Genomic DNA, 24,428 nt, shown 5'->3' with positions numbered 1-24,428 from the left:
TAATTTAAATTTTATAGTTATGGGAAGGTATAAAAATGGTATAAATGGGAATGTTTCGGGGAAAATTGGTAGTGTGATTGGGTCTTCTTGGAAGGGGATTCCTTATTTGAAGGGTTTGCATGATTTGAGTAGTGTGCCGCCTACGGAGGCGCAGTTAAATCAGCGCTTGAAGTTGTCTATTGTGAGTAGCTGGTTGAGGCCGTTATTGAGTTGGATTAATATTGGGTATCAGCATAGTGTGGAGGAGAAAACGGCTATGAATGCTGCGGTTTCTTATCATATGAAGGAGGCGCTGATTGGCGAGGGGCCGGATTTTAGTATTGATTTTTCGAAGGCGATTTTTAGCCGGGGGGAGTTGTTGATTTCCTGGGTGAAAAATGTGTTTTTGTTATTGAATGCTTCTGTTCATGTGGTTTGGTCTAATGGGCCGCTTTCTGTGTTTTGTGGGGCTTCGGATCTGGCTAATTTTATTGTGTATAATGGTACGAAGGGTAAGTTTTTGGGGTTTAAGGATGTGGCGTTTCGGTCTTCGAAGGAGGCGTTGTTGAGGTTGCCGGTTAGCTTTGTGGATGATGTGTTGTATGGGTGGATGCATTTTGTGAGTGAGGATGGGGGGAGGGTGAGTACGAGTGTGTTTCTTGGGAAAATTGGGTGAAAAACCCTGCACTTCTTTTCTCACTGGACCTTCCGCGAAGGGCTTCAGGTCCTGAGGTGTGAAAAGAGGTGCAGGTTTTTTTTGGGGGGAGTATCCGGGTAGGGGGGTTAAATTGCTGCTTCTTCGTTTATCTGTTTTAAATACTTTTTTGCGTTTTCAATTTGTTCAGGGAATAGTACTACTCCTTCTACTTGTGACAAGGCTAGAGCTATTGCTGCAGATTCAAGTTTATCAACGAGTTCATCTGTTTTTATGTTCTTTGTTTTCATCTATTTGTTTTACTCTCTTTAATTGTTAGATGGAACCTTTGATGAATATTTACTATTTATAATGCCTCGATTTGTTCTGGAGAAAGCTTGGTGTACTTTACCATCTGTATAACTTTTGATAATTTCTTCCACAGTTTTGTCCCACAGTTTCTTCCACAGTTTTAGCAATAGTCGAATAAGATATGTGGAAATGGAATTCGACGTTTTGAGTAAGGAAATAGGCGTGGGTGTTCTTTTTGAGGTGGTGATAGGATCGGGTGTGGATTTGGTTCTTGGTTTCCTCCGCCGAGTGGTGTTAGAATGACGGAAGAGGAGTGTGCTAAAGCAAATGATATGCTTCGTGCACGTTTGTAGTTGCCGGCGTTTATATCTTTAATTTTTTGTTCGCCTATTGAATAAAACTCTGAGGATTTGGTGATTATTTCTTCGAGGGGCGATTTGTGTTTTTTAGCTTGTAACATATATGTGTAATAGATGTTTCTTAGTTAATCGATGTCTATAATTAAACAACCTCCAAGTGGACTTTCCTTGTGGTTTTTTCGAAGTGATTGTTGAAAAAAATCTACATGCTCACTGATTTCTTCATATGAAACCTTTCCTTCTTCACTCAATAAAATTGTATTAACTAGAAAAGGGACTTGATCTGAACCAATAGTGACGTTGTACATAGAAGTTGCATCTTCCTTAAAGACTGGATTGTTATTTTCTATGGCATAGGTGTTAATTTTTGAATGGGTTGGGTTTGAATCTAGAAATAATAGGATTTCCTGACAATATTTGTCTAATATGTATCGATTGCCGATCATGTTACAATAGTATTGTTCTAGAAATGGCATCAGTTCCTTTTCCATAATTTCTGGTTTCAAAGTCCAGTTGTATTCTCCATCGGTTATGTTTAAGTTGAAGGAAGCGGGATTGTCTACGAGTTTATTTACAAATTCTTCTATTGGTATTTCATTCGTTTCTTTCATCGTGCCGATTGGTAGGGCCAGGGCGCTGAATTCTGTGATTATTCCTGTTCTAATGTATGTTTCCATTGTTTAATGTTGTTTAGAAGATTATTGATGATTCTTTTTTCGCTGCGAGCTTTGGTTTTCTATTATTGGCTTCTACAAATAGACTGCCTCCTATCTCGAAATCTAAGTATCTGGTTCTTATGGCTCTTTCAAAGAAAGGGAGGTGATCATAATCTGGTTTGTATAGCACTTCTGCTTCGTTACTTAATAGAATGACATCGGTTTGGCACTTTACTTTTTGAGTTTGGAAATTGATGTATTGTTGACGGTAGTTGTCTGCACAAAAAACTCTGTTATAGATACTTTCGAGATAGAGTTGGATTTCTGAGTATGTGGGGGCTGTTTTGAAGAAATGGGTTAGTTCCTGGATTTCTCTTCCATAATGGGATTTTGATCCGTAGAGGTCATCGTGATATTCTTCTACGAAGTTTCCTAATTCATCTTCTATAATTGTTGGTTTTAAGGTCCAGATGTATTCGTTGCCTATTTTTTCCAATTTGTATGCACTTTCATTGGATACAAGCAGTCGCGGAAATGTTTCTTCTGGGTTAATGCCATGTATTTTTGTTTTTTGTAGTTCTTCATGGCTTGTACTGAATCTGGTAATAATTCCTGTTTTTAGATATGTTCCCATTGTTCGTTTTTTTATAATTAGTTAATGGTTGCAAAGCTATATATAATGATTTATAGTTTCAATTATTATATAAAAATTAAATTTTGATTGTTTTATGATAATATTGAGGAGCGAAGCAAAATTTTGTGAAAAACCCTGCACTTCTTTTCTCACTGAACCTTCCGCGAAAAGCTTCAGGCCCTGAGGTGTGAAAAGAGGTGCATGTTTTTTTGGGGGGAGAGTATCCGGGGAGGGAAGAGGTATGTTATTGGGTGATTTGAGGAATAAGAGGAATTTGTATATGTTTATGATATTATCGTAATGTACATTACGGTAATCTGCATTACGATAATTCAGATGTAATATCATTAAGATTATACTAATGATAGTTACTTGCTTTCTATCCTGTTACAGGAAGAATAGCCCAGTACTTGGAAATATTAATCGACGAAAGGGGACTAGAATTTATTTTTTGGCAAATACGTTAGCAACGGTCTTTACTATCCATCTAACTACTAGGATAAGGAAGATGAAACTTATAAAGGGCCAGAGAGCAAATAATATCAAATGGGGTTCCATTATTACATTTTTAATTATAAATGTGAAATTAGAAATTTTCTGTATTAAAATGAATAGAATAATACTTTGTCTGTAGTGCTCTCAGACGGAATGGGAAATGGAGGGTGAAAAACCCTACACTTCTTTTCTCACTGGACCTTCCGCGAAGAGCTTCAGGCCCTGAGGTGTGAAAAGAGGTGCAGATTTTTTTGATGCAGACCGGAGAGGGTGGTTGGAGTTCCTGGAATATGAGTCGTGTAAACTGCTCATGACCGAACAGTTCAATATAATGGCAAGTTGGGGGTGAAAAACATGTTAATTTGATACCGAAGAGTTTTGCTGGTAATACAGGCAGATCTGGTCAGTCAGGTAATCATAAACATCATCCTCCAGATAAGGTTTTCTAGCATAGGTCAATTTTTTAACAGCGCTACTGATCTTGTCTTTTTCCTTCTTATCAAAAAACGAAGCCTTATTCAAAGTGCTTGATATAAAATCTGCATACTCCTTATGCGTCTTACTAAATGTTGCTGTTGCACGGCAACACGAAGGCTGTTATAACCTGCTTTACAATTGAGGTTGGGGTTGGCGCCATTCTCCAGGAAATAACGCAATATGTTAACTCTATCGCTTTCGTCTTTGATGCCGTAGGAAGTGAGCACGGCCATTAAAATTGGCGTGTAAAATTGCTCTTCGTAAGCATTGAGGTCGATTTTGTTTGCTTCAATAGTGCTGCGCATGCTGTCAAGATCACCTTTTGCAATGGCTGATGATAAAGCTCGCCTGTGTTGTTCTGGGATAGTATTGATCATAATATGTTAAGGATGAGCCATAAATTAATCTAGATGTCACTAAAAATGATTGGCTGCGGTGTTACGCAGTAGTTCCCTTTAAAAGGTCACCTGGTTTAATAATCGATTCGTAATCCAAAAGTTCATCATACTCCGCGTAATTAGGAATCTTTTTCCAATTCTGAGAAACATTGATAGGATGTGCTGCTTCTTTCTTCTCTCGCTCAATTTTCAATGAGGGCTCCCGAATAATGGTTTCAGTGGTAACACTGAGGTTTCCCTTAGGAGTAAAAACTAAATGTTGATCTTTTAGGAGATCTTTCAACATCTCAATATTTTTACCAGCATAACTCCTTATCCAAACTTCACTTAAAAACATCAGGCCATTATTCTCTTTTTTAAATAAAATGCTTACTGTCCAAAACAATCTTTCATCAAGAATCTTGACGTGTACTGTTTTTTCTGTGTTCACAATATAGGCATAGGGTTCGTTATCTTTATATACGGTTGTAGGATACCAAAGATGGTGAGCATGTGCGTACCTTGCCCAGTCGTCTGTGGTTTTACCATGTTCTTTCCAAATTGTTTTAGATATATTATCTTCAACCCTTGTTTTGATGTTATTTAAGCTTTTTTCTTCATCCATTATTGAATAACGGACATCATTATAAAATCTATGATCAAAGGTTATATTATTCATGAGTTTTTAAGTTTTAACGGCCAGCTACTTTAAAGTTAAAAATTTACGCTTTTGGTAGAGCAAAAAAAAGCGACCTATTTATAAGTCGCTTTGTGTTTAATTTGCTACTAGTTTTCTCCTATCTAGAGCCGATTTCCTCAATTGTGCAGACCTAAAATTAGCAAATTAGACCACAATTCTGTCGGAATTAAACAGGTAATTCCAACGTAATTATAAGGATTGCTTTAACTTCGTTTTAAATTTAATACTCATGGCATTTGAATTTAGATTCTCTTTCTCCAACTAACGATTACTCGTGTTCGATAGGTACCCATTCCAGCGATGAAATAGACATTTACATAAGCATATTCGTTTTGCCAGGTAACCGATTCTGAAAAATAGTTTTCATCACCAGGACCAGGCTGTTTAACAACGGAGATACCCGCTTTTCCAAAATATTCCGATACAAATTTTTTGTTTATTTCGAATTGCTGTTTTAATTGTTTCAGTGTTCTTTGATTGGCATTCCATGTATAATCAGATAAGCGGATGAGACTATCAGGTAGTGAAAAAAATATGCTTTGTTCGAAACTAAGGCTGTCGAGATTCTTGGAGAAAACAATAGGTTTCCCTAATTTCAAAGTATCGGCACCAGGAAAATAATCTTTTGAAACTGTTATTTGGTAATCGAATTGCCGCACTTCACATTTCTGTGCAGTAATTATTGAATCTACCTGCGCAAAAGATGGCCGCTCAAATTTGACGATAATTTTCTGTGCGTCACAGTTTGAGCAAATTATAAACAGAATTGAAAAAAATAAAATTCTAATCATTACCATATCAACATTCTTAAATCTACTTCATTTTTACACAATATGTAAAATACATTCTACACTTTTGTTCTGGAGAGAATTCTGTAATATCCTTGCAATTGTATTAACTGTATTAACGCTCTAAACTTCGCTCAATGAAAAAATTAATTCTAACAATTCTTTCTGTTCTTTGCCTGAATTGTATGCTCTGCTTCGCCCAAAATATCTATGCAGATATCCATGGGAAGAAAGTAGCTGAGCTTATCAAAAATGAAAACAGGTTAGGAGGTAAACTATATCATTCTGATAGGAATTTCATCTCTCTTGATGGTACCGCAGATCCCATAGTTTTCAGAAGACCTGAAAAAAATGGGCTACCAGATTTGCTGGTTTACTATACTTTCAATAAAACAGATTCGCTGATGGACAATATCTTTTATGAATGGGATATTAGCAACTTTGAAAAAGGCGATAATAATGTCAAATCACTTGGTTTTCAAAAGTTGTTGATTCAAAAGTACAACGAGCTTTTAAAACGATTAACAGCTAAATATGGGAAAAGTATTTCAACGGGTGAATTAACTGATTTATCAAAGATAGATAAACTTCATGGATTGCAGAGACAAGACATTTGGAATCTTAATGATAGTACACAAGTGGAGATGTATACAGTGATCACTAATTATTACGAGAAAGAGGGTAACACGATAGTCACGACTCCGGACCATAAAATCAGGATATTCATTAGAAACATCGTTAAAAAAGTCCTTAATGAGCAAGATGTTAAATCGGCAGACCTGAACTTCCAGAGTTTTGTCTCAAAGCTGGTTTCCAATGATCTCATAGGCAGTAGACAGTATTTATCCGATCCTGTCAAAGAGATTACTGATCTTCAGTTAACCGGGACAAGAAATCATGTTAAGGACAAAGGAAATCTAACTATCTTTTTTAAAGGTTTCGGAACGTTTATCGACGAAAAAAGGTATCTAAAACTACAATATAAGGGTACAAATTTGGCGGCAGATCAGCCCTCGGAATTGATTGAGGTCATGTTTGATCGTCAAAATAAAATTCTCAGAGTTGTACCGATAATAGGCGATCATTAATTAGAGAAGCAGCGGAGTTGAAGGACCTGATGAAAGAGTATTTGGGGTGAGCTTTTCGTATTGATTAGCTAAGTTAATATGAAAAGCAAAAAAAAACCTCACTTCGTAAGTGAGGCACGCACCTTAAGGCAATGCGATCGTAGTGAACTTGTCACCTGCCATGTCCCTTACCCTTTGGGTATTGACGCGTCAAATTTATTAACATAACTTGATAATAATAAGTGATTTTAATAATAAATCGTAAGATTACATGTGAACAACAATTAATCTCATCTATAGTTTTTAATGGGAAATTGAAATTTATTTGTTTAAGATCAATGTCTTAGATCGTCTGTCCTTCGGATTTTTGAACCGTTTTGCTGACTAGATAATTCAATCTTGATTATTCATCATATTCGGTGATTATGGGGATACTACGCAACGGAATATCCACTCGATGCAAGACTGAAATTACTTTCGCTATACTAAGAAATACATTCTCACTAATTTAAAATCCACTATACCATTATACCATTATTCTGAGTGTAGTTATAAATGGGTGTAAGTCGGCCAATTTCCTTGGGTAATGTGGCTATTCCCTCCAGCAATTCAAATTATGGCTTTACAAGGCTTTTCTGTATTCCTGTGTTTTTTTTGCAGACATGGGCTTTAAAAATCCATGCTCTGTTTTAAGCCCTCGTCGCGTTATTTCTAATGTATCGTAAACGGCACCAGGGGTAATGATCTTATTATCGAATATAGAATACTGGAATGTTTCTCCCAACCTGGTTTCTTCCTTTTTTGTTCTCCCTTTTTGTGTTTTGCATATATAAACTTCCTTATAGTAGAGTTGCTGGTTTTCATTTGTAAAATGAACAATATCGATGTGCTTTGTATAGCAACTGTCGTTCAGGGGAACAGTTCGAAAACTTTTACCAGTGTATATAGCAAAAGATCTGTTTACGATGTTGCTGGAGCATGCGCTTGCGCACAGAGCCATGAATATTACAAGGATAGATCTATTTGTTTTCATCTGTTATTACAAAATTTACCGTTTCATCTGATGATGCCTGGGTATGCTTTAAATTTTGGGAAAGCGAAGTGGGCCTTTTCGTGGTTTAAAGAATAACTACATTCTTACCAAGGGTTTTGAACCTTACAGAGTTTTCCTGCTCAACGGTAATTGTAATGTGTCCAGTTTTGCTGGTGTGTATATCTCTTACTGTACCCGATTTGCCTTTATGGGTTCCTGAGATAACGGTACAACGATCGCCGTCTTTTAAGTCTGGAATGGTGTTGATATTCATGTTTTGTAATTTGATATGAGGTGAATTTAGTGATTTTCATTGAAAGTCATCCGAACAAACCTCCATCAGCAGCCGCAACTACAGCTGGGAGGAGGTGTAGCCCCGCAGGATTTCCTGTTGATAAAAAAATTACCCAGGTTTTTGAAGAAGAAATAATTTGAAACGCCTGAATATTGATCCGTAATGATCTGCTGTTGGTTTAAGGTATTAACGTCGTTAAAAAACAGGCTATACTTTTTCATCTCTCTTTTGATCATCTCCTGGTCCGTTTCTCTCACAATCCAGGCATACATCATCCTTCCGGTAATGATGGCGAGGACAAAATCTAAAGCAACGACAGGAATAAGAGGGTCTTCCGTTGGGTAAGACCAGATCAGCAGAAGGGTCAATACCATCCAAACAGGAAAGATAATGGGATCTAGGTTAGCCTGTCCCTGCTCCACAGTGGCAATGCCATCTAAGTATTCATTCACAGCTTCCCTTAGCTGGGTAAGATTAAAATGCAAAGGGTCTGGCAATGTTTTTAACGCCTGCAGCAGCAAATCAGGATGAATTAAGTTTGAGCTCGCTGAAGGCCTGGAGGGAATGTCTTTAAGCGCAAAATGCCTTTGGTCATAATCTTCTGCTCCATAATGCAGTTTAATCCAGTTATATTCTTCAAGATCATTCACCAGCAGTAAAAAAGCATTGTGGTGCCCTCCCGATAAATAGGCCATCTGATAACGGTTGAAGCCGGGTAGCTTCCTGATGAGTGGTTGCAGGTGACGGGCGTTGCTGATAGATACAACCCAGGTAATGATCAGGATCAATGGTATAAAAAGAACGTGGTATTGCAGGTCGGAAAGATTATTGAGCTGCAAGCTGCCAAACAGCAACCAGTTTAACAGAAAGGGAATGGCCAAAGCTAAATAACAAAGCTGTACTGGTATTTTAATACCAGATTGCTGCAGAAATGGCTTTAATATTTTCGGGATACGCCAGAACTTTGCAGGCGGATCTTTTTTAAAAACCTTCATATAGAGGATCATTGTTTCCAGATACCAGTCGTGGTGCTTATTGTAATCAATGATGCCACCTACATTTGGAAAATGATGCAGCTCACGACGGAGGATATGGCGACAAAAATTCTTCCAGTATTCCGTAGTATAAAGCAGGTGCATGTGCCATACCTTATCGACCACGACGGAAGGCGACGCACCATTTTTTGAAACACAGCAGAGGTAAATAAAACGCTTGTATTCAAGAATGGCACCTTCGGTAAATTCTGCAGTCCATTTTTCTGTTTGCGCTAATTTTTTAGAAAAGGGGATTACAGCGTTGGCATCGTCAATAACGTAATTGATGATCCTGATCCATAGTGGGTTTTCCTGGTAATTTAACTGTTCTGCTGTTAATGAAATGGTGGAATGTAGCGGTTTCATAGCTTAACGGATTAATATCTTCAATAGACAAACTACAGGAAACAGAAAAATATAAAAGACTTAAATACGTATTATTATAACTTATTTAAGTCTTATATTAGTCTTATGAAGAATGAGGATTTCTTACATCTTGAAAAACTGATGAACTTTCTGGCCAGTCATTTTTTACAAAAAAATGCATGGGCGGATGTATCAAAGTCGGAATGGGCCTATATTGTTGCAGAATTAAACGGACTGCTACAGGAACGGAACAAAAAGCAAAAAATAAAAAAGGAAACGGATCTGTTTGGTACAAACTACCTGTATGAACACCTCATTATTAACAAATTAAAAGCTTATAAGGGTAAGAAAGACCTGGGGGGGGCAGTAAACCTAATTTGAGTAAGCTAAGCAGGATTGTACAGGTACTGGGCTACGACAACTACATTGATTTCATCAACTCGCACCATGAAGCTTTTAACTTTAATGATCTGAAAATCGGTATCCCCAAAGCTACGGTGAACACCAGACTATTGGATGAACTGATTGGGGTATGGTATAGCTATAACCGGAATTTACCGGAGAACCCCGAGAAAAATAATGAAGAAAGGATCTGGCGTTCATCGGTTGAGATTTACAGATCTGAATCTTCGGGTGAATACCTGATAGAGCGGAGCGGTGGCGACAACCATAAGTATTATGGCAAAATAACAGCCTATGCCGACTATGTATTCATTATCATCAATAGCAATACCTTTATCAGGCAAAGGCATTTCATCTCACGTTTAAAGGACATCAACGAAAAGCTAAAACAGCCCAATTATAAGGTTGATGAAATGCATTTTATCAGCACATGTATCAGTTTTAACCAGGAACCCATTGCTTTGTTTGAAATTTTTCAGAAGGTGGCCCATACAAAAAACTTCATTGCCGATTCTGTCAGCTTTCCGATAGAAAGCAGCGAGCTTCCGGCAAACGTTGTGGCTTATTTAAAAGACACTGCGGGCAACCGGATCAATTACAGGTAATCTTCATAAGATACAAAATTCTGAAGTACTGCAATCAATTCGTTATTTCAATTTAAAATACTAAATAAATTAGTATAAATTTGTTTATACTAAAATTATTAGCTTAACTTTGTGGTCACTTAAATTAGAAACACATGAAGGAGCTGTTGATCTATCAGAAGGGGGAATCTACCGAATTGAGGCCGTTGCCGGCCGAACAAATCCATGCTGGATTTGAGTATCCGGCTGCTGACTACGAGGAAGAACGCATTGATCTCAATGCCTATGTGTCTAAAGACTCGCATACTACGTTTTATGCCAGAGTGGTGGGAGAATGTATGACCGGCTCAGGAATTTATCCAGATGATCTGCTTGTGGTGGATCGGTCTCTTACGCCAATACAAGGTGATATCGTGGTCGGAATCTTAGAAAACGAATTTATCCTGCGGGCCTATTTCAAAAAGAACAGTAAGGAATATCTTATGCCGGATAGTCCGTATTATAAGCCCATTGAAAGAAATGATAGCACTCAATTTGAGATTTGGGGTGTAGTGCCGCACGTTATATTAGATCAGAGAAGGAGGACCAGTGCTCGTATTAATAGATTCGAACAACTTTTACGTTAGTACTGATAATTAATAAACGACCATGACCTCGAAAAAATCACAACCGAATTGCGTAAACGCATCCTCCAGTATACCGGAGTTCCGGTTTGTATCGGCATCGGTGCAACAGAAACTCTGGCGAAAATCGCAAACAAAATTGCACAGAAACAGTGTGCTCAAACCGGTGTATTTTATATGGATACCCCAGATAAAATCGAAGCGTCATTAAAAAACAACCATGAGAATCGCAGATCCGGAATTCCGCCTGAGCATCCAACAGCAAAAAATTGGGGATAAACAGAAATTAATGCCTATGGTAAAAGAAGCCTTGCTGCACAAGGTGTGGCTTTATAATAAACTGAATGGCAATTGGTACACCCCAGAGGAATTTCAAGCGAAGTACGAAAAAACAGAACTGAACAATTATCAAATCAACAGCCTGTTAGATAACATGGTGCTGCGTGATCCTAAAGGTGGAAATACAGCTTACCATAAGGCGATTGAGCAAAAAATTGAGCAATTGCATAAGGAAATTAATGAGCTGAGGAGTAAGGGCGAAGCTTTTTTGAATAAGGTAATCGATTATTATCAGCGTAAAAGATGATCCGTACAGTGGCATGGTGCCTTCCCAGCGGTTTATGCCTTTTCAGCAGGTGATCAGAGCACTTTTTCAGTTAGGTTTAATCACATCAGAGCAAAGAGAAAAAATCATGCACGTAACCAGAATCAGAAATGCGGTTTCTCACGGGAAGATACGTTCCATTTCTCCCAAGGCCGGAATTATGGTTGATGAATTGCTTAATGAACTGGGTAAAAAAGGAAAATGATTGCCTGAATGGCAAATTGAGAGGTACCCCATTCTTGCCACTTTACCCGTTGCGAATGCTAGGGTCAACAATGCGATCATGGACAATGATAGCGGAGATGATGTGCCATGGGGTACAGTCAGTTTTTTGGGGTCTAAACAGATCTATTTTTTTGTTAATGTAACAATTGGTGTCAATTTAACATTTAATAAGATAAAATCTAATGGCGGCTTTATTTACAAAACAGCGTCAACAGTTGTAACTGCAACAAAATATGATGATCCCGGTACATTGACTTATAGCGGAGTTAATCAAGCAGTTTCCAGCTATGTCGATGGTAGCGTAAATTTCACGGGAAAAATTTCTTTATATTACAGTTTTGGAGGAGGTTCATGGGAAGGCCTTAGAACAGTAAGTGCAAGTGGAAGCAATACATTGAACGTAACAGTAGAATAAAATGAAGAAGTGGCTGGTATTAATTTGTCTTTTTGTATTGGGTTTAAATTTCGGTGTCTCTGCACAACAATCGGTAGAGGCGGAAATCATTGTGGTTAAGCCCGGATATGAGCATGAAAAATCCTCTTATTTTTTTCATCATACTTTTTCGGGTAATTGGATAAAAGGAGTTATTACGGATTCTACTCTTATTCCACAGAAAGAAATTAAAACAGTTGTCCATAATGGATCTCAGGGAGGAAGTTCGGTAATATCTTATCCTAACTACGAATTGATTAACCTGGAACATTTAACCCAATGGAGCGTAAGCCCTCAGGAGAGTTATTCAGTTGCTACCAAACATAGTGACACTGCTGGACTTGCCGATTCTTCATCCTATTACCGCTTTGACTATGTGAATAAATACAAGGATATTTTTGGCTACAAATGTCAGAAAGTGGTTGCTACAAATAAGTTAACAAATCGCCAGGATTCTATGTATGTGTGCAAAGCGCTTAATGGGTTTAAGTTGAGGGCAAATTATAAATTTAGAAAGACAGATTTTATTATGCAGTTTTTTTATCAGTATGGTGAGAAGGTTCAGGCTTTTACTGTTGTTTCGGTAAAGAGAGAGGCTATTCCGCTTTCTTTGTTTTCCTTTCCTGAAAATTGTTTGTTTTTCAATGGTCGTAAGGATTTGGAAAAATGGTATGATGACCAGGCAAAGCTTAGGACAAATGCAAAAGAAGGTTTGGAACTACCTGAAATCAGGCAGAAAAAGTAACTGCAGAAGACTTTTTGTGGGGGAGTGTCCTGGTAGGGGGTGATCGAGAGTTTCGTGGTTTTAAAGAATAACTACATTCTTACCAAGGGTTTTGAACCTTACAGAATTTTCCTGCTCAACCGTAATTGTAATGTGTCCAGTTTTGCTGGTGTGTATATCTCTTACTGTACCCGATTTGCCTTTATGGGTTCCTGAGATAACGGTACAACGATCGCCGTCTTTTAAGTCTGGCATGGTGATGATATTCATGTTTTGTAATTTGAAATGAGGGGAAAACAGCTATTTATACCTGGTGCTATATCTTTGCAAATCCAAGCGAATCTTTGAAAGCGTCAACAATTTGTTGATTGTCTCTTCTTAACAATGTTAGATTGACTTTGATTTTCACAAATCCATCTTCTCTGGGCAGGCCGAACACAATATTATGTTCAGCTCTTAGTCTTTTGTTCAGTTTGACGGGATCAATACCATTGCCTACAGATACATTGAACTGGTTTGTGCCATTAGTAACTTGGGTTATTTTGATGCCTTTAAGCGGCTTCAAAAGCGAGAACAATTCGGCCGATTTTACTTTTACTTTTTCCATTTCGGCATCAATGGTAGTTAAGTGGTGCAAAGCCATCGCAGCATTTGGCCAATTGGTGAAGATTCCCCCACCATGAATTTTAATCAGATGATGCATATTTTCAATTATTGCTTTATCTCCACATAACACCGCACCGCCAGTCGCTCCCAAATATTTATATAAACACATATAGACGGTATCGAAATAGGAAGAATATTCCTTAACCGTCGCAGCCGTAAATGCAGTCGCCATGTGCAACCTGGCACCGTCTAGGTGCAACTTATAGCCTTTTTCTTTGCAATAGGCTGAAATCCTTTTGATCTCCTCTAAAGGAAATGCCTGGTTGTCGCATCTTCTTACAGGGGTCTCAATCGATATAGCGCCAACGGCGCCCACAAATGCTTCCTGCTCCGCATGGTAACTGATGGATTTTTTGAGCTCTTCTAAGGTAAAGTACCCTTTCCCTTCAGCCAAGGGAATCAGTCTTTTGTTGAACAATGTTTGTGCGGCATCCCCTTCATCCCTATAAACATGACTGGTCTCTTGTACAAAAGCCTTAGTACCAGATCCACATAAATAACTAATGGCTAGTTGATTGGCCAAAGTTCCACTTGGCAGGTAAACAGCAGCCTCTTTTCCGGTAATTTCCACGAACTTCTTTAAAAGCTTTTCCATCGTACCACCTTCGCTATAACTATCTCTTTCTATGGCATCGGCAGTATTGATCTGCTGCAGCTTATTGATAAAATCTTCTGGTCGATAAAAGATCCCATCATTGATAAAATAGACCGCTTCATTATCCTTCGAGGGTACTTGTTGCTGTGCAGTGAATGCATCAAATGGAACGGCTACCGCTGCAATAAGCGGTAAGGCTGTCAAACTGGAAAGTTTTAAAAAATCGCGGCGTTTATAGGTTGACATAGAAGATTATAAAGGTAAATAATATGGATATGCGGCTGTTTTTTTAATTGTAAAAGGCGAACTAATTTTAAACCTGCTTATCTTCATAAACCGTAATCTTTTTCCCGTCCGCATATAATTTGCCCCAGTTACATAAGGTATCCAAAATTGGAACCAGATCAATGCCCTTGTTGGTTAAAATATACCTTATACCTGTTGGAACAGTATTCGGAATTTCCCTTTTCACCAAGATTGCATGACTTTCTAGTTCTTTTAGTTGTCTGGATAAAACCGTTTCTGAAATATCGGGCAATTTTTGTTTCAGGAGATGAAAACGGTCATTGCCTTGAGAGATGTAGTAAACAATTTGCCCTTTCCAACGTCCGCTAATCATGCTGATCGCTGAATTACGCTCACAAAGCTGGAACAAGGACTGTTCATTGGCATAGTCGGTCGATTCTTTTTTTCTCATCGTTGTAAGATTTGTTACTAACAATTTTGTCAGTTATTGTATACCAGGCAAAACGTTCACAATTTTACTACAGATTTTAAACAGATAAACAAACACCAATTTACTAAACTATAAAGTTATACCAATGAAAATCAGCATTTATATTGCATCTTCTGCGAACGGATTGATTTCAAATTCAAGAAATGTACCGGATTGGCTTTCTCCAGAGTATGGCCAGGGCATGTACGCTATGTGCCAGAAATTTAAAGCAGTGATTATGGGTAAAACAACCTATAATATTATTGCACCTGATTATTTACCGCTTAAAGATGAAGGAACAACAGTCGTGTTAACGACAGACGAAACTGCAAAATCGGATAATCCGACCGTAACCTTTACAAAAGACAGCCCTGCTGCAGTTAAGCAGATGTTAGAAAGTAAAGGTCATACAGAAGCGGTAATCATTGGAGGGACAATGACCATCAGTCAATTTATAAATGCTGGATTGGTTGATGAGATTTACTTTGTTGTAGAGCCTGTATTATTTGATAAGGGATTGCCACTATTAAAAGAGGTAGTTGGCGAGTTTAAACTTAATTTGTTAGAAGTATCGAAATTGAATAATGATACAGTTCAGCTTCATTACAGGATACAGAAAAACAATTAAACCTTGAGCATGAGTTTTACCATTGGAATACCCTGCTGCTTACTAAAAAGCAGAGGACATCTTTCCAGATACACTTAACAATAGAATTAACAATAGTAGTTTATAGGATTTCATAGTTAAGGGCATTTTGTTCCTGAATAGTTGTTTCCCATTAATGATGCCCGATTTTCTGCCTTAGCCAAAAATAAATGATCTATAAGATTTTATACATACATATATATATGTATATCTAGGTGTCTTTGTATTTATGCAATGGTTTATATATTTTTCTTATCCCGAACTCAGTTAGATTAATAAATTGGCAATCATTTTGCGAGTGCTTTAGCCTAAAGAAAAGCACTATGGGATTTTTCAACAAGCTATTTAAACAAGAAAACAATCCAGTCGGTACTGGAGAAAAGCTTTCTAAAATAGATTTAGAGCCTTGTAAAACAGAACAAGAGCTCATTCAAAGATTTGGTGGAATTGCCTTGGATAAACAATCAGATTTAAGTGAAGTGATTGGAAGCAATAACTGGAATGTGGATATGACCAAAGGTGAGATCAGTTTTGGGACAAATCTCGTTTTTCCTATTCAGGTACTTGGCACATTCTCCCATAGTTCAGAAACCTGGCTTTGGGCTTGGGCGAATACGGAATCCGGGCTTCCTGAATCTATTATTCAGCAGGCCTTACAGCTTAAAAAATATGGTGAAGAGAATGAGATTCCTTTATTAAGTAATAGTGAGTTTGATGCCTCAAAGGATGACTTGCACCTTATTGGGCTCATTGCGTCAGGAATGTTTAATTCAAGTGCCTATTATGTTGCTGATTACGGACAGGGTGCAATGGTGGTAACCATAAAAAGCGACACTATTGATAAGATCAGAAAGGAGGACCATCACCGGGTTCTTACTACCTTTCCTCAGCTCATTTCATTGTTTGAGATGAATCACCAGGTTGCCTTGACAAACTACCTCAACGCCAAAGGCTATCATGTTGCGGAAAATGGTAACCATCTCTCTGCAGAAAGAGACGGGAACCGGATTGTCGCTGAATTTGATGAACAATTCAGGCTTACAAAGCTCAATGGATAAAACACAAATAAATGATCGAATACTTCACCTGGCAGATGCAGGTTCTAAAATATATAAGTTCAATATTGCAGCGTCTTTTGGAGTTGTATGTAACCTTAATTATGTCTTAAAAATGGTATATTTTAGGTGAAGTAAAAGAAGTTATTATATGCCTTTAGAAAATAACCATCTCGAATATGAGAAGCTATTGCAAATTTTCAGTTCCATTTATCCTTTAAGTGATGATTTGAGAAATGCTATAGTTGAAAACAGCGATATTGTTCATGCAAAAAGGAAAACAAAATTACTAAGCGCAGGAGATCGGAGTAATGCAATTTATTTCATTGTTAAAGGGGCCGCGAGAGTTTACTATTTAAATAATCAGGGCATAGAAACTACAACTTGGCTATTGCTTGAAAATGAATTGCTGATATCTGTGTATAGTTTTTTTGCAGCCCAACCAAGTTTCGAGTATATAGAGACAATTGAGGATTGCACCTTAATCTCTTTAAGGAGAGAAATGTTAGATCAATTGTATCAGCATTACATTGAGTTTAATTTTATTGGAAGAAAACTTACTGAACAATATTACATTAAAAATGAGGCACAAGCTAACAATTTACGCATGCTAAATGCACGTCAGAGATATGATCAACTACTGGAGTCCAACCCTGAACTCATTAGTAGAGTGCCCTTAGGATATATTGCTTCTTATCTGGGTATTACACAGGCGACCTTGAGTCGTGTTAGAAAGCAAAAGTAATTTTTTGCCTTTTGTCAAAAAATTGCGTGCTCTGAAGTGCTAATTTCAACGATCATTTATTAATAAAATAGAATTGATCATGAAAATATGCTTCTAAAAATGAAAAACTATTTGAACTCCCGACTTCCGCTGTTGAAGATTTTAACTGGAATATCTTTCTTACTTATTTATGCTTCCGGAGATAAATTTGGCGTTTTTATTTTCATATTATTATTCGTCTATCCAGTTCTGATTGTAGACGGATCGTCAAGCTTTTTCTCTTTAAGTACAAGTCCGTTTTTAGTAATTTTAACTAATATGGCATTTTTGCTAGCGATTTATCTCTCTGTTTATAGCTTATTAAGAGCCGGATTCAAAAAAATAAGTAATCGTTCGAATGATAAGGTATGTCTGATTAGCATTGTTATCCTGTATGTTTATGTGTATAAGATTTTAGCGCATTCTTATGAGAGTGGATTCTCAATGGTTACACTGGTGATATTTATGCTGTTATCGTTAATTACCCTTATAATATCTTTTAATAATATGATGAAACGATAGTTTACGCTCCAAAACAACACCTGCTCAACCCATACATTTAAGCTTATTGCTCATTTCTAGGGTCTACAACAATTCCAGCTTTCTTTAAAATGTTTACACCGTCTTTGTGATCATGTCGTCTCCATTTTTGTTTTAACTTATTGATTTTCAGATTTTAAAATAAAAATGCTATTTTAGAAATAGTAAATAAATCTACTATGGCAGAAAGAATTATCGTTAGAAGGAGAGGAACTCCTTTGGCTGTACTTGAAATGCTGTTTTCAGGTGCTTTTTTTTCCTATTGGGTGTGTAAGCAATATAGCTTAAATTGGATTCTTGGAATTATTATTTTCATTGGTTCCATGCTACTTATGAGTTATCTGTTTTTTAGGATCCGAATATTTAGATATGTTTTTGCAATAGTCTTCTCCTTTGGATGGGGTTTTTTGGCTTATGCTTTTGCAAGTAGTGCAACTAGGTCCGAATCTACTTCATGGATTGCATTGGCAGCTGTATTTGCTCTTAGTCTGTTTATACATAAAGCCTACTTTCAATTTGAAAGCAGGGCTACAAAGATTGATGTAAGATAGGCAGAAGCCAGGAAAGAAACAGGAAGCACTACAAAATGGTAAGGAATAAAAATTGAGGATGTGATAAAATTTACTAAAATTTCTTTACCAGGCGTTTATCAAAAAAATGGTAACCAACAAAAACGGTCATACCAAAAACAAAAACTGCTTTATAGGCAATCAAGGTCTGCAACAAGTTAAAGGCAAGCCTCTCATCGATCAGCAAAGATAGCCCGAAAACTCCGGCGAGTGCCAGGCAGAAATACAACAGCCCGATGGCATAGAGCCACCGGTTTTCCTTGTTCCGGTGGCGCGCCAGTATTTGGTTACCCACCTTTTCAGCAAATCCGGCAGGCAAGGGGTTGGTATGGATAACCGACTGTTGAATAAACTCGTCTAATTCATCAAACTGTTCATTTTTCATCGCATTTCAATTTTAAAATGTTTACGGATTTTTTCTTTAAGCAAACCCCTGGCGCGCGACAGGTGACTCTTGAGCGTACCTTCCGGCACCCCGGTGATTGTGGTGATTTCAGCCAGGCTGAACTCCTGCAGGTAATATAGATTAATCGCCGTTTGGTAGGAAAAGGGCAACTCGCCAATTAGCAGACCGAGATAAGTGGCCAGTTCCTTTTTATCCAACGCCTGCTCCGGGTTATCCTCCGGAGCGCTCAATTCAGGCAGATCTTCGGGCAATGGCAATTCCCGGCGGTTTTGCTGTCGTTTGGCCGTATTGATCGCCTGCAGATAAGCGATGCGAGCGATCCAGGTCGACAGTCGTGAGCGGAAGTTAAAGCGATGCAGGTTATCATAAACTTTCATAAAAATTTCCTGGCAAAGATCCTCTTGCTCGGCCGTGTTGCGTACCAGCCGCCCCACCATCGAGCTGACCAGCCGCTGGTGCAACTCCACCAGTTCGCGGAAGGCACGTGCTTCGCCCTTCAAAACCCTGGAAACCAATAGCCGGTCTTCGCTCATACCCGTTAGTCAACCAATTGTCTTTCAAGGTTGCAGCAAATAAAAAATAAATTAATTGCAACCGTCAGGCCCTTGCCTTTGACTAACGGCTAAACATTAATTACACAACATGAAAAATATTGCACCCTTTCTCGTCATGATCGTCGTGTTGGTCATTATCGGGATCGTCCTGGTCAACTGGTTCAACTACCGCCTCAAAAAACGCCTGTTGGATTCCCGGCCTGCGGACGAAAATACCCTCGGGTTGATTCGGGACCTCTGGCACCCCGGCAATGAGGCCCTGAAATGGGGATTTTTGCTGCTTTCCGGCGGACTCGGGCTGATCCTGCTCCATTTTATTCCTATGGCCAGCGAAGATTCAACGCTCGGTTTCGGTATCGAAGCGGTGTTCCTGGGCGTCGGTTTTTTAACCTATTATTTATTGATCAAAAAGAAAGACCATGAAATTTAATTCAACCTTTACTGCCCTTTGCACTTGCCTGCTGACCATGACCGGAATAGCCAGTGCCCAGTCCGCCGCGGGTCTCGAAGCCAAACTCCAGGCGAAAGACAGCCTGTTGTTTAATGCTGTGTTGAAAACCTGTAACCTGCAGCAGGTCGAAGCCACTTTAGCAGCCGATTTCCAGTACAGCCAGGACAAAGGGGACAACATGGCCCCGCGCTTAACCGGCCGCGCCGAGTTTGTCGGCAATATCGCCCGTCGCTGCGCAGTCAAGACCGCTAAATTCAGCATCCGCAGGGAACTGGTCAAAGGCAGCGCCAGCGTCAGCATGGTCGGGCTCCGGTCCGCTACCCAAAGCGGCGTGCAGCGTTTTTATACGACCGCAGGCGGCCAGCCGGAGCAAATGGTCGAGGAATCGCATTTCACCCGCATTTGGGTACTGGAGCAGGGCGATTGGAAAATGAGCCGCGAAATGGATTACCAGATCGTAACGCACGACCCGCAGCAAGCAGCCGCCAAAAGTGATCCGCTGTACCGGCAGGTGATAGCGGCAGACAGCTCACTATTTTCTGCTTATAATAACCGCGACATCACCGGGCTCAAAAATTGGTTTTCGACCGATCTGGAATTCTACCATGACAAAGGCGGCCTGAGCCATTACGCTGATAATATGGAGAACTTTGAAAAGCATTTTAAGGACTTGGCTAACTTCTCACGGCGGGAGTTGGTAGAGGGCAGCCAGCAGGTTTACCCGCTCAACGGTTATGGCGCACTGGAAACTGGCGTACACCGTTTCTACACCAAAATAGATGGCAAGGAACAATTGACCGCCACAGCCAATTTTATTGATATCTGGCACCTTGATAACGGTGCCTGGAAGCTCAGCCGAATCATCAGCTACGATCACCGATGAAATTAAAACAAATATTTTTAGCGCTTTGCCTGGTGATAGCAGCGTCAAATTCAAACGGTCAAATCCTGAATATCCAGGACAAAAGGCTCGACAGCCTGCTGGATAGCTTATATGCCAAACATCAATATATGGGTGCGTTGACGCTCTCGCAAAATGGGAAAGTCATCTACGGTCACGTGAACGGTTTTCGCCAGATCAGCAAGACCGACAGCATTCCAGCGACCGCTACTACAGGCTACCGAGTCGGCTCTATCTCGAAGGTTTTTACCTCCGTGATGATCTTCCAGTTGATCCAGGAAAAGCGGCTCCACCTCAGTGATAAGCTCATTAGCTGGTTTCCTAAAGTGCCCAATGCCGGCAAGATAACTATAGCCAACCTGCTTAGCCATCGTGGCGGGCTGAGTGATATCAAGGCCATTCCTGGCATCGATTACTGGATCCGCGAACCGCATAGCGAAGCTGAAGTGCTGCGTGTGATTGAAACCAGTGCCATCGACTTCCAGCCTGGCAGCCGTGCTGTTTACAGCAATTCGGGTTACATCTTGCTCAGCTATATTCTGGAAAGGGTTGCCAAAAAAACGTACGGTCAGCTATTGAAGGAGCGCATCACCGAACCGGTAAATTTGCGGCATACCTATTATAGCCCTAAGAGAGGTACAAAATCTGAAGAAAGCTTTTGTTATAATTATAACAAAGGCTGGCAACCTGTTCCCGAAACCGACTGGAGTATCCCACAAGGTGCCGGCGCGATTATTTCTACCAGTCAGGATCTGGCGCTATTTGCAAGTGCATTATTTAACGGCAAACTGGTTAGCCTGCAAAGCCTGCAAATGATGGAAAAAATCACCGACGGTTACGGCATGGACCTGGGCATCATGGATTGCCCAAAACAACCCGCCTACGGGCACACCGGAGGCATGGACAGCTTCCTGTCTACACTGACTTATGTTCCTGCCGACGGCCTGGTACTGGCCTATACCTCCAACGGGCAGGCCATGCCCATGGACGAGCTGGTTAAAAAAATATTTGCCCTGAGCTACCACTGAAACCATTTGTGTATTTGAGTGTTGCAAAAACGAACTAGCGCTTCGGGGTAAAGCAGCATAATAGCTGCTTGAGTGGAGAACGGTATTTCATAAAATAGGATAGAGGTAATTTAAGTCTTTAAACGATCAAGCCAAAGATGTTAATACTTTAACTCCACTATCACACAGTCTTTCTTGCTTCATCCACAATGGATTGAAAAAACTAATGCCATTGGAATAATTTCAAAATAAGGGAGATATGGGGTAATTGTTGATGACCCGGATGAAGCTACTGGTACTTTATATTGGGCGTTATGGCAAAAAGTTGATAAAAATAAATGCTGTTTCTTTGGCATGCCTGGCTTGTTTTTGCTTGGCTTTTAACTGCGTTTTCTTTACCCGGTTTTTCTGGAATCCATGCGGGCATTACGGAGTTTAATGTTTATGGTAAAGCTTACTTATCCAAGGTTTTTGTATTCGGTTTTGATGTTGGTAAGAGTTTGGTGCAGGGTTTTAAGGATGCTCATAACCGGTTTATTCTGAACTTAAATCTTGAGAGAAGAATATTTAAGCAGAAAAATGGTATTGTAAGTGTTGTTCTTATGGATGCTTTGAAACAAAACAATTTCATTTCGCGTACATTAATGAGCAATGGGTTTGTAGATAGCCATTCTAATCCGGACAGCAGGTATTTTTTATTGCAGTTTTCATGGAGCCCTCAGCATTGGTCGGCTGGAAGCAATGCAGGGAAGGCGAGGGCTAGAAACGGAATGTTTATCAAATAAACCCGTACTTCTTTTCTCACTGGACCTTCCGCGAAGGGCTTTAGGTCCTGAGGTGTGAAAAGAGGTGCAGGTTTTTTTGGGTGCAGACCGGAGAGGGTGGTTAAATTGCTGCTTTCTTGTTTAATTCAGTTTTTATATCGTTAAATTTAATCCCAAGGATTTTTATTGTTGAGGAGGATTCCTTTAATAGGGAATCCATTTAATTTCTTCCACAGTTTCTTCCACAGTTTCTTCCACAGTTTTAGCAATAGTCGAATAAGGCATGTGGAAATGGAATTCGACGTTTTGAGGAAGGAAATAGGCGTGGGTGTTCTTTTTGAGGTGGTGATAGGATCGGGTGTGGATTTGCCTCTTGGTTTCCTCCACCGAGTGGTGTTAGAATGACGGAAGAGGAGTGTGCTAAAGCAAATGATATGCTTCGTGCACGTTTGTAGTTACTGGCGTTTATATCTTTAAGTTTTTGTTCGCCCATTGAATAAAACTCGGAGGATTTAGTGATTATTTCTTCGAGAGGTGATTTGTGTTTTTTAGCTTGTAGCATATGTGTGTAATAGATGTTCCTTAGTTAATCAATGTCTATAATTATACCTCCTCCTAGTGGACTTTGTTTGTAGGTTTTTCTGAGTGATTTTTGAAAAAACTCTAAATGTCCAAAGATGGATTCGTATGAAACTTTACCTTCTGAGCTCAACGTAATTGTACCAAGACTAATGGAGATTTCTTGCGATCCGACTGTAATGTTCTGCTCGTAGTTATAGACCTCGTTAAAAACCGGGTTACCCGCCTCTTCAGAATAGGCATTGATTTCCAATTGGGTTGGGTTTGTGTTTAAAAATGATAGGATTTCTTCACAATCTTCGTCTAAGGCGTATTCTGCTCCATACATGTCATTGTAGTATTGTTCCAAAAAGGCCTTTAATTCTTTTTCCATAATTTCTGGTTTTAAAGTCCATTTATATACCTTTTCTGTTGCGCTAAAGTTAAATGATGTAGGGTTGTCTACGACTGCATTTAAAAAGTCATCTATAGGTGTTTCGCTCTTGGCTTTCAGGTTTTCTATCGATTTAGTTCCGACGCTGAATTCTGTGATTATTCCTGTTGTAATGTATGTTCCCATTGTTTAACGTTATTTATTGTTTAGAAGATTATTGATGGTTCTTTTTTCTCTGCAAGCTTTGGCTTTCTATTATTGGCTTCTACAAATAGGCTGCCTCCTATCTCGAAATCTAAGTATCGGGTTCTTATGGCTCTTTCAAAGAAAGGGAGGTGATCATAATCTGGTTTGTATAGCACTTGTGCTTCGGTACTTAATAGAATAACATCGGTTTGGCACTTTACTTTTTGAGTTTCGAAATTGATGTATTGTTGACGGTAGTTGTCTGCGCAAAAAACTCTGTTATAAATACTTTCGAGATAGAGTTGGATTTCTGAATACGTGGGGGTTGTTTTGAAGAAATAGGTTAGTTCCTGGATCTCTCTTCCATAATGGAATTTTGATCCGTAGAGGTCATCGTAATATTCTTTTATGAAGTCTCCCAATTCATCTTCTATAATTGTTGGTTTTAAGGTCCAGATGTATTCGTTGCCTATTTTCTCCAATTTGTATGCTCTTTCATTGGATACAAGCAGGCGTGGAAATGTTTCTTCTGGGTTAATGCCATGTATTTTTGTTTTTTGTAGTTCTTGATGGCTTGTACTGAATCTGGTGATGATTCCTGTTTTTAGATATGTTCCCATTGTTCGTTTTTTTATAATTAGTTAATGGTTGCAAAGCTATATATAATGATTTATAGTTTCAATTATTATATAAAAATTAAATTTTGATTGTTTTGTGATAATATTTGGGAGCGAAGCAAAATTTTGTGAAAAAACCTGCACTTCTTTTCTCACTGGACCTTCCGCGAAGGGCTTCAGGTCCTGAGGTGTGAAAAGAGGTGCAGGTTTTTTTGGGGGGAGTGCATACCGTGCAGGGTT

General features: G+C 39.0%; 34 protein-coding genes. 17 read left to right on the top strand and 17 right to left on the bottom strand.

The window, feature by feature from the left end; genetic code table 11:
• Nucleotides 1-19 precede the first annotated feature (19 nt).
• Nucleotides 20-655: a DUF6266 family protein gene (locus tag R2S08_RS06610; protein WP_316834404.1), complete on the top strand. Its 636-nt coding sequence runs from the start codon at nt 20-22 to the stop codon at nt 653-655.
• A 107-nt stretch (nt 656-762) separates the two neighbouring features.
• On the opposite strand, the gene R2S08_RS06605 is transcribed toward R2S08_RS06610, so the two are convergent.
• The 7 genes from R2S08_RS06605 to R2S08_RS06575 form a co-directional block, all read right to left on the bottom strand.
• Nucleotides 763-924 (bottom strand): hypothetical protein, encoded by a 162-nt coding sequence (locus R2S08_RS06605; RefSeq protein WP_316834403.1) that lies wholly within the window; start codon nt 922-924, stop codon nt 763-765.
• A gap of 485 nt (nt 925-1,409) precedes the next feature.
• Nucleotides 1,410-1,961 carry a hypothetical protein gene (locus R2S08_RS06600; protein WP_316834402.1) on the bottom strand — a complete coding sequence of 184 codons (552 nt, stop codon included), beginning with the start codon at nt 1,959-1,961 and terminating at the stop codon, nt 1,410-1,412.
• Nucleotides 1,962-1,974: 13 nt separating this feature from the next.
• Nucleotides 1,975-2,574: a hypothetical protein gene (locus R2S08_RS06595; RefSeq protein WP_316834401.1), complete on the bottom strand. Its 600-nt coding sequence runs from the start codon at nt 2,572-2,574 to the stop codon at nt 1,975-1,977.
• Nucleotides 2,575-3,426: 852 nt separating this feature from the next.
• Nucleotides 3,427-3,591, bottom strand: a complete 165-nt coding sequence (locus R2S08_RS06590; protein ID WP_316834400.1) for a hypothetical protein — start codon at nt 3,589-3,591, stop codon at nt 3,427-3,429.
• Nucleotides 3,588-3,923, bottom strand: a complete 336-nt coding sequence (locus R2S08_RS06585; protein ID WP_316834399.1) for an ankyrin repeat domain-containing protein — start codon at nt 3,921-3,923, stop codon at nt 3,588-3,590. Before R2S08_RS06585 ends, R2S08_RS06590 begins: the two co-directional genes overlap by 4 nt.
• Before the next feature lie 61 nt (nt 3,924-3,984).
• Nucleotides 3,985-4,602, bottom strand: a complete 618-nt coding sequence (locus tag R2S08_RS06580; RefSeq protein WP_316834398.1) for a hypothetical protein — start codon at nt 4,600-4,602, stop codon at nt 3,985-3,987.
• A 263-nt stretch (nt 4,603-4,865) separates the two neighbouring features.
• Nucleotides 4,866-5,414: a hypothetical protein gene (locus tag R2S08_RS06575; protein WP_316834397.1), complete on the bottom strand. Its 549-nt coding sequence runs from the start codon at nt 5,412-5,414 to the stop codon at nt 4,866-4,868.
• Between the two features lie 134 nt (nt 5,415-5,548).
• On the opposite strand from R2S08_RS06575, the gene R2S08_RS06570 reads away from it, so the two are divergent.
• Entirely contained in the window at nt 5,549-6,499 is a 951-nt protein-coding gene (locus tag R2S08_RS06570) for a hypothetical protein (RefSeq protein ID WP_316834395.1), read from the top strand.
• A 601-nt stretch (nt 6,500-7,100) separates the two neighbouring features.
• Here R2S08_RS06570 and R2S08_RS06565 read toward each other — a convergent pair.
• From R2S08_RS06565 to R2S08_RS06555, 3 genes are all read right to left on the bottom strand, one after another.
• Entirely contained in the window at nt 7,101-7,511 is a 411-nt protein-coding gene (locus tag R2S08_RS06565) for a hypothetical protein (RefSeq protein WP_316834393.1), read from the bottom strand.
• Nucleotides 7,512-7,596: 85 nt separating this feature from the next.
• Nucleotides 7,597-7,785, bottom strand: a complete 189-nt coding sequence (locus tag R2S08_RS06560) for a KOW motif-containing protein (RefSeq protein WP_316834392.1) — start codon at nt 7,783-7,785, stop codon at nt 7,597-7,599.
• 65 nt (nt 7,786-7,850) lie between these two features.
• Entirely contained in the window at nt 7,851-9,206 is a 1,356-nt protein-coding gene (locus R2S08_RS06555) for a hypothetical protein (protein WP_316834391.1), read from the bottom strand.
• A 105-nt stretch (nt 9,207-9,311) separates the two neighbouring features.
• Here R2S08_RS06555 and R2S08_RS06550 point away from each other — a divergent pair, with 105 nt between their 5' ends.
• From R2S08_RS06550 to R2S08_RS06525, 7 genes are all read left to right on the top strand, one after another.
• A complete protein-coding gene (locus R2S08_RS06550) occupies nt 9,312-9,587 on the top strand; it encodes a hypothetical protein (RefSeq protein ID WP_316834390.1) in 276 nt (91 codons plus the stop codon).
• Nucleotides 9,584-10,213: a hypothetical protein gene (locus R2S08_RS06545; protein ID WP_316834389.1), complete on the top strand. Its 630-nt coding sequence runs from the start codon at nt 9,584-9,586 to the stop codon at nt 10,211-10,213. Before R2S08_RS06550 ends, R2S08_RS06545 begins: the two co-directional genes overlap by 4 nt.
• Before the next feature lie 134 nt (nt 10,214-10,347).
• Nucleotides 10,348-10,818, top strand: coding sequence for a translesion error-prone DNA polymerase V autoproteolytic subunit (locus tag R2S08_RS06540; protein ID WP_316834388.1), 471 nt, complete (start codon nt 10,348-10,350; stop codon nt 10,816-10,818).
• A 12-nt stretch (nt 10,819-10,830) separates the two neighbouring features.
• A complete protein-coding gene (locus tag R2S08_RS28845; protein ID WP_410479513.1) occupies nt 10,831-11,094 on the top strand; it encodes a hypothetical protein in 264 nt (87 codons plus the stop codon).
• Entirely contained in the window at nt 11,036-11,401 is a 366-nt protein-coding gene (locus R2S08_RS06535) for a hypothetical protein (protein ID WP_316834387.1), read from the top strand. The genes R2S08_RS28845 and R2S08_RS06535 overlap by 59 nt, the downstream gene beginning before the upstream one ends.
• Nucleotides 11,402-11,702: 301 nt before the next feature.
• Entirely contained in the window at nt 11,703-12,059 is a 357-nt protein-coding gene (locus R2S08_RS06530) for a hypothetical protein (RefSeq protein ID WP_316834386.1), read from the top strand.
• 1 nt (nt 12,060) lies between these two features.
• Entirely contained in the window at nt 12,061-12,822 is a 762-nt protein-coding gene (locus R2S08_RS06525) for a hypothetical protein (RefSeq protein ID WP_316834385.1), read from the top strand.
• A 60-nt stretch (nt 12,823-12,882) separates the two neighbouring features.
• On the opposite strand, the gene R2S08_RS06520 is transcribed toward R2S08_RS06525, so the two are convergent.
• The 3 genes from R2S08_RS06520 to R2S08_RS06510 form a co-directional block, all read right to left on the bottom strand.
• Nucleotides 12,883-13,071 (bottom strand): KOW motif-containing protein, encoded by a 189-nt coding sequence (locus R2S08_RS06520; RefSeq protein ID WP_316834384.1) that lies wholly within the window; start codon nt 13,069-13,071, stop codon nt 12,883-12,885.
• A 46-nt stretch (nt 13,072-13,117) separates the two neighbouring features.
• Nucleotides 13,118-14,308 (bottom strand): threonine aldolase family protein, encoded by a 1,191-nt coding sequence (locus tag R2S08_RS06515; protein WP_316834383.1) that lies wholly within the window; start codon nt 14,306-14,308, stop codon nt 13,118-13,120.
• Between the two features lie 67 nt (nt 14,309-14,375).
• Nucleotides 14,376-14,759, bottom strand: coding sequence for a helix-turn-helix domain-containing protein (locus R2S08_RS06510; RefSeq protein ID WP_316834382.1), 384 nt, complete (start codon nt 14,757-14,759; stop codon nt 14,376-14,378).
• A 124-nt stretch (nt 14,760-14,883) separates the two neighbouring features.
• On the opposite strand from R2S08_RS06510, the gene R2S08_RS06505 reads away from it, so the two are divergent.
• The 4 genes from R2S08_RS06505 to R2S08_RS06490 all read left to right on the top strand — a co-directional run bounded on the left by R2S08_RS06505 (nt 14,884) and on the right by R2S08_RS06490 (nt 18,332).
• Nucleotides 14,884-15,405 carry a dihydrofolate reductase family protein gene (locus tag R2S08_RS06505; protein WP_316834381.1) on the top strand — a complete coding sequence of 174 codons (522 nt, stop codon included), beginning with the start codon at nt 14,884-14,886 and terminating at the stop codon, nt 15,403-15,405.
• A 341-nt stretch (nt 15,406-15,746) separates the two neighbouring features.
• On the top strand, nt 15,747-16,481 hold the full coding sequence (locus R2S08_RS06500; protein ID WP_316834380.1) for a DUF6882 domain-containing protein: 735 nt from the start codon (nt 15,747-15,749) through the stop codon (nt 16,479-16,481).
• Nucleotides 16,482-16,629: 148 nt separating this feature from the next.
• Nucleotides 16,630-17,223, top strand: coding sequence for a Crp/Fnr family transcriptional regulator (locus tag R2S08_RS06495; protein WP_316834379.1), 594 nt, complete (start codon nt 16,630-16,632; stop codon nt 17,221-17,223).
• A 737-nt stretch (nt 17,224-17,960) separates the two neighbouring features.
• Entirely contained in the window at nt 17,961-18,332 is a 372-nt protein-coding gene (locus R2S08_RS06490; RefSeq protein WP_316834378.1) for a hypothetical protein, read from the top strand.
• 73 nt (nt 18,333-18,405) lie between these two features.
• On the opposite strand, the gene R2S08_RS06485 is transcribed toward R2S08_RS06490, so the two are convergent.
• Together R2S08_RS06485 and R2S08_RS06480 are read right to left on the bottom strand one after the other, a co-directional pair.
• Nucleotides 18,406-18,735, bottom strand: a complete 330-nt coding sequence (locus R2S08_RS06485) for a hypothetical protein (protein ID WP_316834377.1) — start codon at nt 18,733-18,735, stop codon at nt 18,406-18,408.
• Nucleotides 18,732-19,289, bottom strand: coding sequence for an RNA polymerase sigma factor (locus tag R2S08_RS06480; protein ID WP_316834376.1), 558 nt, complete (start codon nt 19,287-19,289; stop codon nt 18,732-18,734). The genes R2S08_RS06485 and R2S08_RS06480 overlap by 4 nt, the downstream gene beginning before the upstream one ends.
• 109 nt (nt 19,290-19,398) lie before the next feature.
• On the opposite strand from R2S08_RS06480, the gene R2S08_RS06475 reads away from it, so the two are divergent.
• The 4 genes from R2S08_RS06475 to R2S08_RS06460 all read left to right on the top strand — a co-directional run bounded on the left by R2S08_RS06475 (nt 19,399) and on the right by R2S08_RS06460 (nt 22,454).
• On the top strand, nt 19,399-19,740 hold the full coding sequence (locus R2S08_RS06475) for a DUF6249 domain-containing protein (RefSeq protein WP_316834375.1): 342 nt from the start codon (nt 19,399-19,401) through the stop codon (nt 19,738-19,740).
• Nucleotides 19,730-20,644 carry a nuclear transport factor 2 family protein gene (locus R2S08_RS06470; protein ID WP_316834374.1) on the top strand — a complete coding sequence of 305 codons (915 nt, stop codon included), beginning with the start codon at nt 19,730-19,732 and terminating at the stop codon, nt 20,642-20,644. Before R2S08_RS06475 ends, R2S08_RS06470 begins: the two co-directional genes overlap by 11 nt.
• The gene (locus R2S08_RS06465) at nt 20,641-21,690 is read left to right on the top strand and encodes a serine hydrolase domain-containing protein (protein ID WP_316834373.1); all 1,050 of its coding nucleotides are present in this window, start codon (nt 20,641-20,643) and stop codon (nt 21,688-21,690) included. The genes R2S08_RS06470 and R2S08_RS06465 overlap by 4 nt, the downstream gene beginning before the upstream one ends.
• A 317-nt stretch (nt 21,691-22,007) precedes the next feature.
• Nucleotides 22,008-22,454 carry a hypothetical protein gene (locus tag R2S08_RS06460; RefSeq protein WP_316834372.1) on the top strand — a complete coding sequence of 149 codons (447 nt, stop codon included), beginning with the start codon at nt 22,008-22,010 and terminating at the stop codon, nt 22,452-22,454.
• 565 nt (nt 22,455-23,019) lie between these two features.
• Here the strand turns inward: R2S08_RS06460 and R2S08_RS06455 are convergent.
• Both R2S08_RS06455 and R2S08_RS06450 read right to left on the bottom strand, forming a co-directional pair.
• Nucleotides 23,020-23,571 carry a hypothetical protein gene (locus R2S08_RS06455; RefSeq protein ID WP_316834371.1) on the bottom strand — a complete coding sequence of 184 codons (552 nt, stop codon included), beginning with the start codon at nt 23,569-23,571 and terminating at the stop codon, nt 23,020-23,022.
• A gap of 20 nt (nt 23,572-23,591) precedes the next feature.
• The gene (locus tag R2S08_RS06450) at nt 23,592-24,191 is read right to left on the bottom strand and encodes a hypothetical protein (protein WP_316834370.1); all 600 of its coding nucleotides are present in this window, start codon (nt 24,189-24,191) and stop codon (nt 23,592-23,594) included.
• Between the last annotated feature and the right edge of the window lie 237 nt (nt 24,192-24,428).

Origin of the sequence: Pedobacter nutrimenti (genome assembly GCF_032678445.1) — a bacterium.
GTDB classification, from domain to species: Bacteria; Bacteroidota; Bacteroidia; order Sphingobacteriales; family Sphingobacteriaceae; genus Pedobacter; species Pedobacter nutrimenti_A.
Note: the sequence above shows the minus strand (reverse complement) of the source record. Positions and strands in the feature narration are given on the sequence as shown.

What these genes read in the sequence shown, in the direction of transcription:
- R2S08_RS06570 (WP_316834395.1), top strand. Translation starts at nt 5,549, where the DNA reads ATGAAAAAATTAATTCTAACAATTCTTTCTGTTCTTTGCCTGAATTGT.
- R2S08_RS06595 (WP_316834401.1), bottom strand. Translation starts at nt 2,574, where the DNA reads ATGGGAACATATCTAAAAACAGGAATTATTACCAGATTCAGTACAAGC.
- R2S08_RS06555 (WP_316834391.1), bottom strand. Translation starts at nt 9,206, where the DNA reads ATGAAACCGCTACATTCCACCATTTCATTAACAGCAGAACAGTTAAAT.
- R2S08_RS06495 (WP_316834379.1), top strand. Translation starts at nt 16,630, where the DNA reads ATGCCTTTAGAAAATAACCATCTCGAATATGAGAAGCTATTGCAAATT.
- R2S08_RS06490 (WP_316834378.1), top strand. Translation starts at nt 17,961, where the DNA reads ATGGCAGAAAGAATTATCGTTAGAAGGAGAGGAACTCCTTTGGCTGTA.
- R2S08_RS06475 (WP_316834375.1), top strand. Translation starts at nt 19,399, where the DNA reads ATGAAAAATATTGCACCCTTTCTCGTCATGATCGTCGTGTTGGTCATT.
- R2S08_RS06465 (WP_316834373.1), top strand. Translation starts at nt 20,641, where the DNA reads ATGAAATTAAAACAAATATTTTTAGCGCTTTGCCTGGTGATAGCAGCG.
- R2S08_RS06530 (WP_316834386.1), top strand. Translation starts at nt 11,703, where the DNA reads ATGGACAATGATAGCGGAGATGATGTGCCATGGGGTACAGTCAGTTTT.
- R2S08_RS06585 (WP_316834399.1), bottom strand. Translation starts at nt 3,923, where the DNA reads ATGATCAATACTATCCCAGAACAACACAGGCGAGCTTTATCATCAGCC.
- R2S08_RS06565 (WP_316834393.1), bottom strand. Translation starts at nt 7,511, where the DNA reads ATGAAAACAAATAGATCTATCCTTGTAATATTCATGGCTCTGTGCGCA.
- R2S08_RS06520 (WP_316834384.1), bottom strand. Translation starts at nt 13,071, where the DNA reads ATGAATATCATCACCATGCCAGACTTAAAAGACGGCGATCGTTGTACC.
- R2S08_RS06605 (WP_316834403.1), bottom strand. Translation starts at nt 924, where the DNA reads ATGAAAACAAAGAACATAAAAACAGATGAACTCGTTGATAAACTTGAA.
- R2S08_RS06460 (WP_316834372.1), top strand. Translation starts at nt 22,008, where the DNA reads ATGCTGTTTCTTTGGCATGCCTGGCTTGTTTTTGCTTGGCTTTTAACT.
- R2S08_RS06540 (WP_316834388.1), top strand. Translation starts at nt 10,348, where the DNA reads ATGAAGGAGCTGTTGATCTATCAGAAGGGGGAATCTACCGAATTGAGG.
- R2S08_RS06535 (WP_316834387.1), top strand. Translation starts at nt 11,036, where the DNA reads ATGAGAATCGCAGATCCGGAATTCCGCCTGAGCATCCAACAGCAAAAA.
- R2S08_RS06580 (WP_316834398.1), bottom strand. Translation starts at nt 4,602, where the DNA reads ATGAATAATATAACCTTTGATCATAGATTTTATAATGATGTCCGTTAT.
- R2S08_RS06505 (WP_316834381.1), top strand. Translation starts at nt 14,884, where the DNA reads ATGAAAATCAGCATTTATATTGCATCTTCTGCGAACGGATTGATTTCA.
- R2S08_RS06550 (WP_316834390.1), top strand. Translation starts at nt 9,312, where the DNA reads ATGAAGAATGAGGATTTCTTACATCTTGAAAAACTGATGAACTTTCTG.
- R2S08_RS06560 (WP_316834392.1), bottom strand. Translation starts at nt 7,785, where the DNA reads ATGAATATCAACACCATTCCAGACTTAAAAGACGGCGATCGTTGTACC.
- R2S08_RS06470 (WP_316834374.1), top strand. Translation starts at nt 19,730, where the DNA reads ATGAAATTTAATTCAACCTTTACTGCCCTTTGCACTTGCCTGCTGACC.
- R2S08_RS06515 (WP_316834383.1), bottom strand. Translation starts at nt 14,308, where the DNA reads ATGTCAACCTATAAACGCCGCGATTTTTTAAAACTTTCCAGTTTGACA.
- R2S08_RS06510 (WP_316834382.1), bottom strand. Translation starts at nt 14,759, where the DNA reads ATGAGAAAAAAAGAATCGACCGACTATGCCAATGAACAGTCCTTGTTC.
- R2S08_RS06600 (WP_316834402.1), bottom strand. Translation starts at nt 1,961, where the DNA reads ATGGAAACATACATTAGAACAGGAATAATCACAGAATTCAGCGCCCTG.
- R2S08_RS06610 (WP_316834404.1), top strand. Translation starts at nt 20, where the DNA reads ATGGGAAGGTATAAAAATGGTATAAATGGGAATGTTTCGGGGAAAATT.
- R2S08_RS06480 (WP_316834376.1), bottom strand. Translation starts at nt 19,289, where the DNA reads ATGAGCGAAGACCGGCTATTGGTTTCCAGGGTTTTGAAGGGCGAAGCA.
- R2S08_RS06575 (WP_316834397.1), bottom strand. Translation starts at nt 5,414, where the DNA reads ATGATTAGAATTTTATTTTTTTCAATTCTGTTTATAATTTGCTCAAAC.
- R2S08_RS06485 (WP_316834377.1), bottom strand. Translation starts at nt 18,735, where the DNA reads ATGAAAAATGAACAGTTTGATGAATTAGACGAGTTTATTCAACAGTCG.
- R2S08_RS06500 (WP_316834380.1), top strand. Translation starts at nt 15,747, where the DNA reads ATGGGATTTTTCAACAAGCTATTTAAACAAGAAAACAATCCAGTCGGT.
- R2S08_RS06455 (WP_316834371.1), bottom strand. Translation starts at nt 23,571, where the DNA reads ATGGGAACATACATTACAACAGGAATAATCACAGAATTCAGCGTCGGA.
- R2S08_RS06450 (WP_316834370.1), bottom strand. Translation starts at nt 24,191, where the DNA reads ATGGGAACATATCTAAAAACAGGAATCATCACCAGATTCAGTACAAGC.
- R2S08_RS06525 (WP_316834385.1), top strand. Translation starts at nt 12,061, where the DNA reads ATGAAGAAGTGGCTGGTATTAATTTGTCTTTTTGTATTGGGTTTAAAT.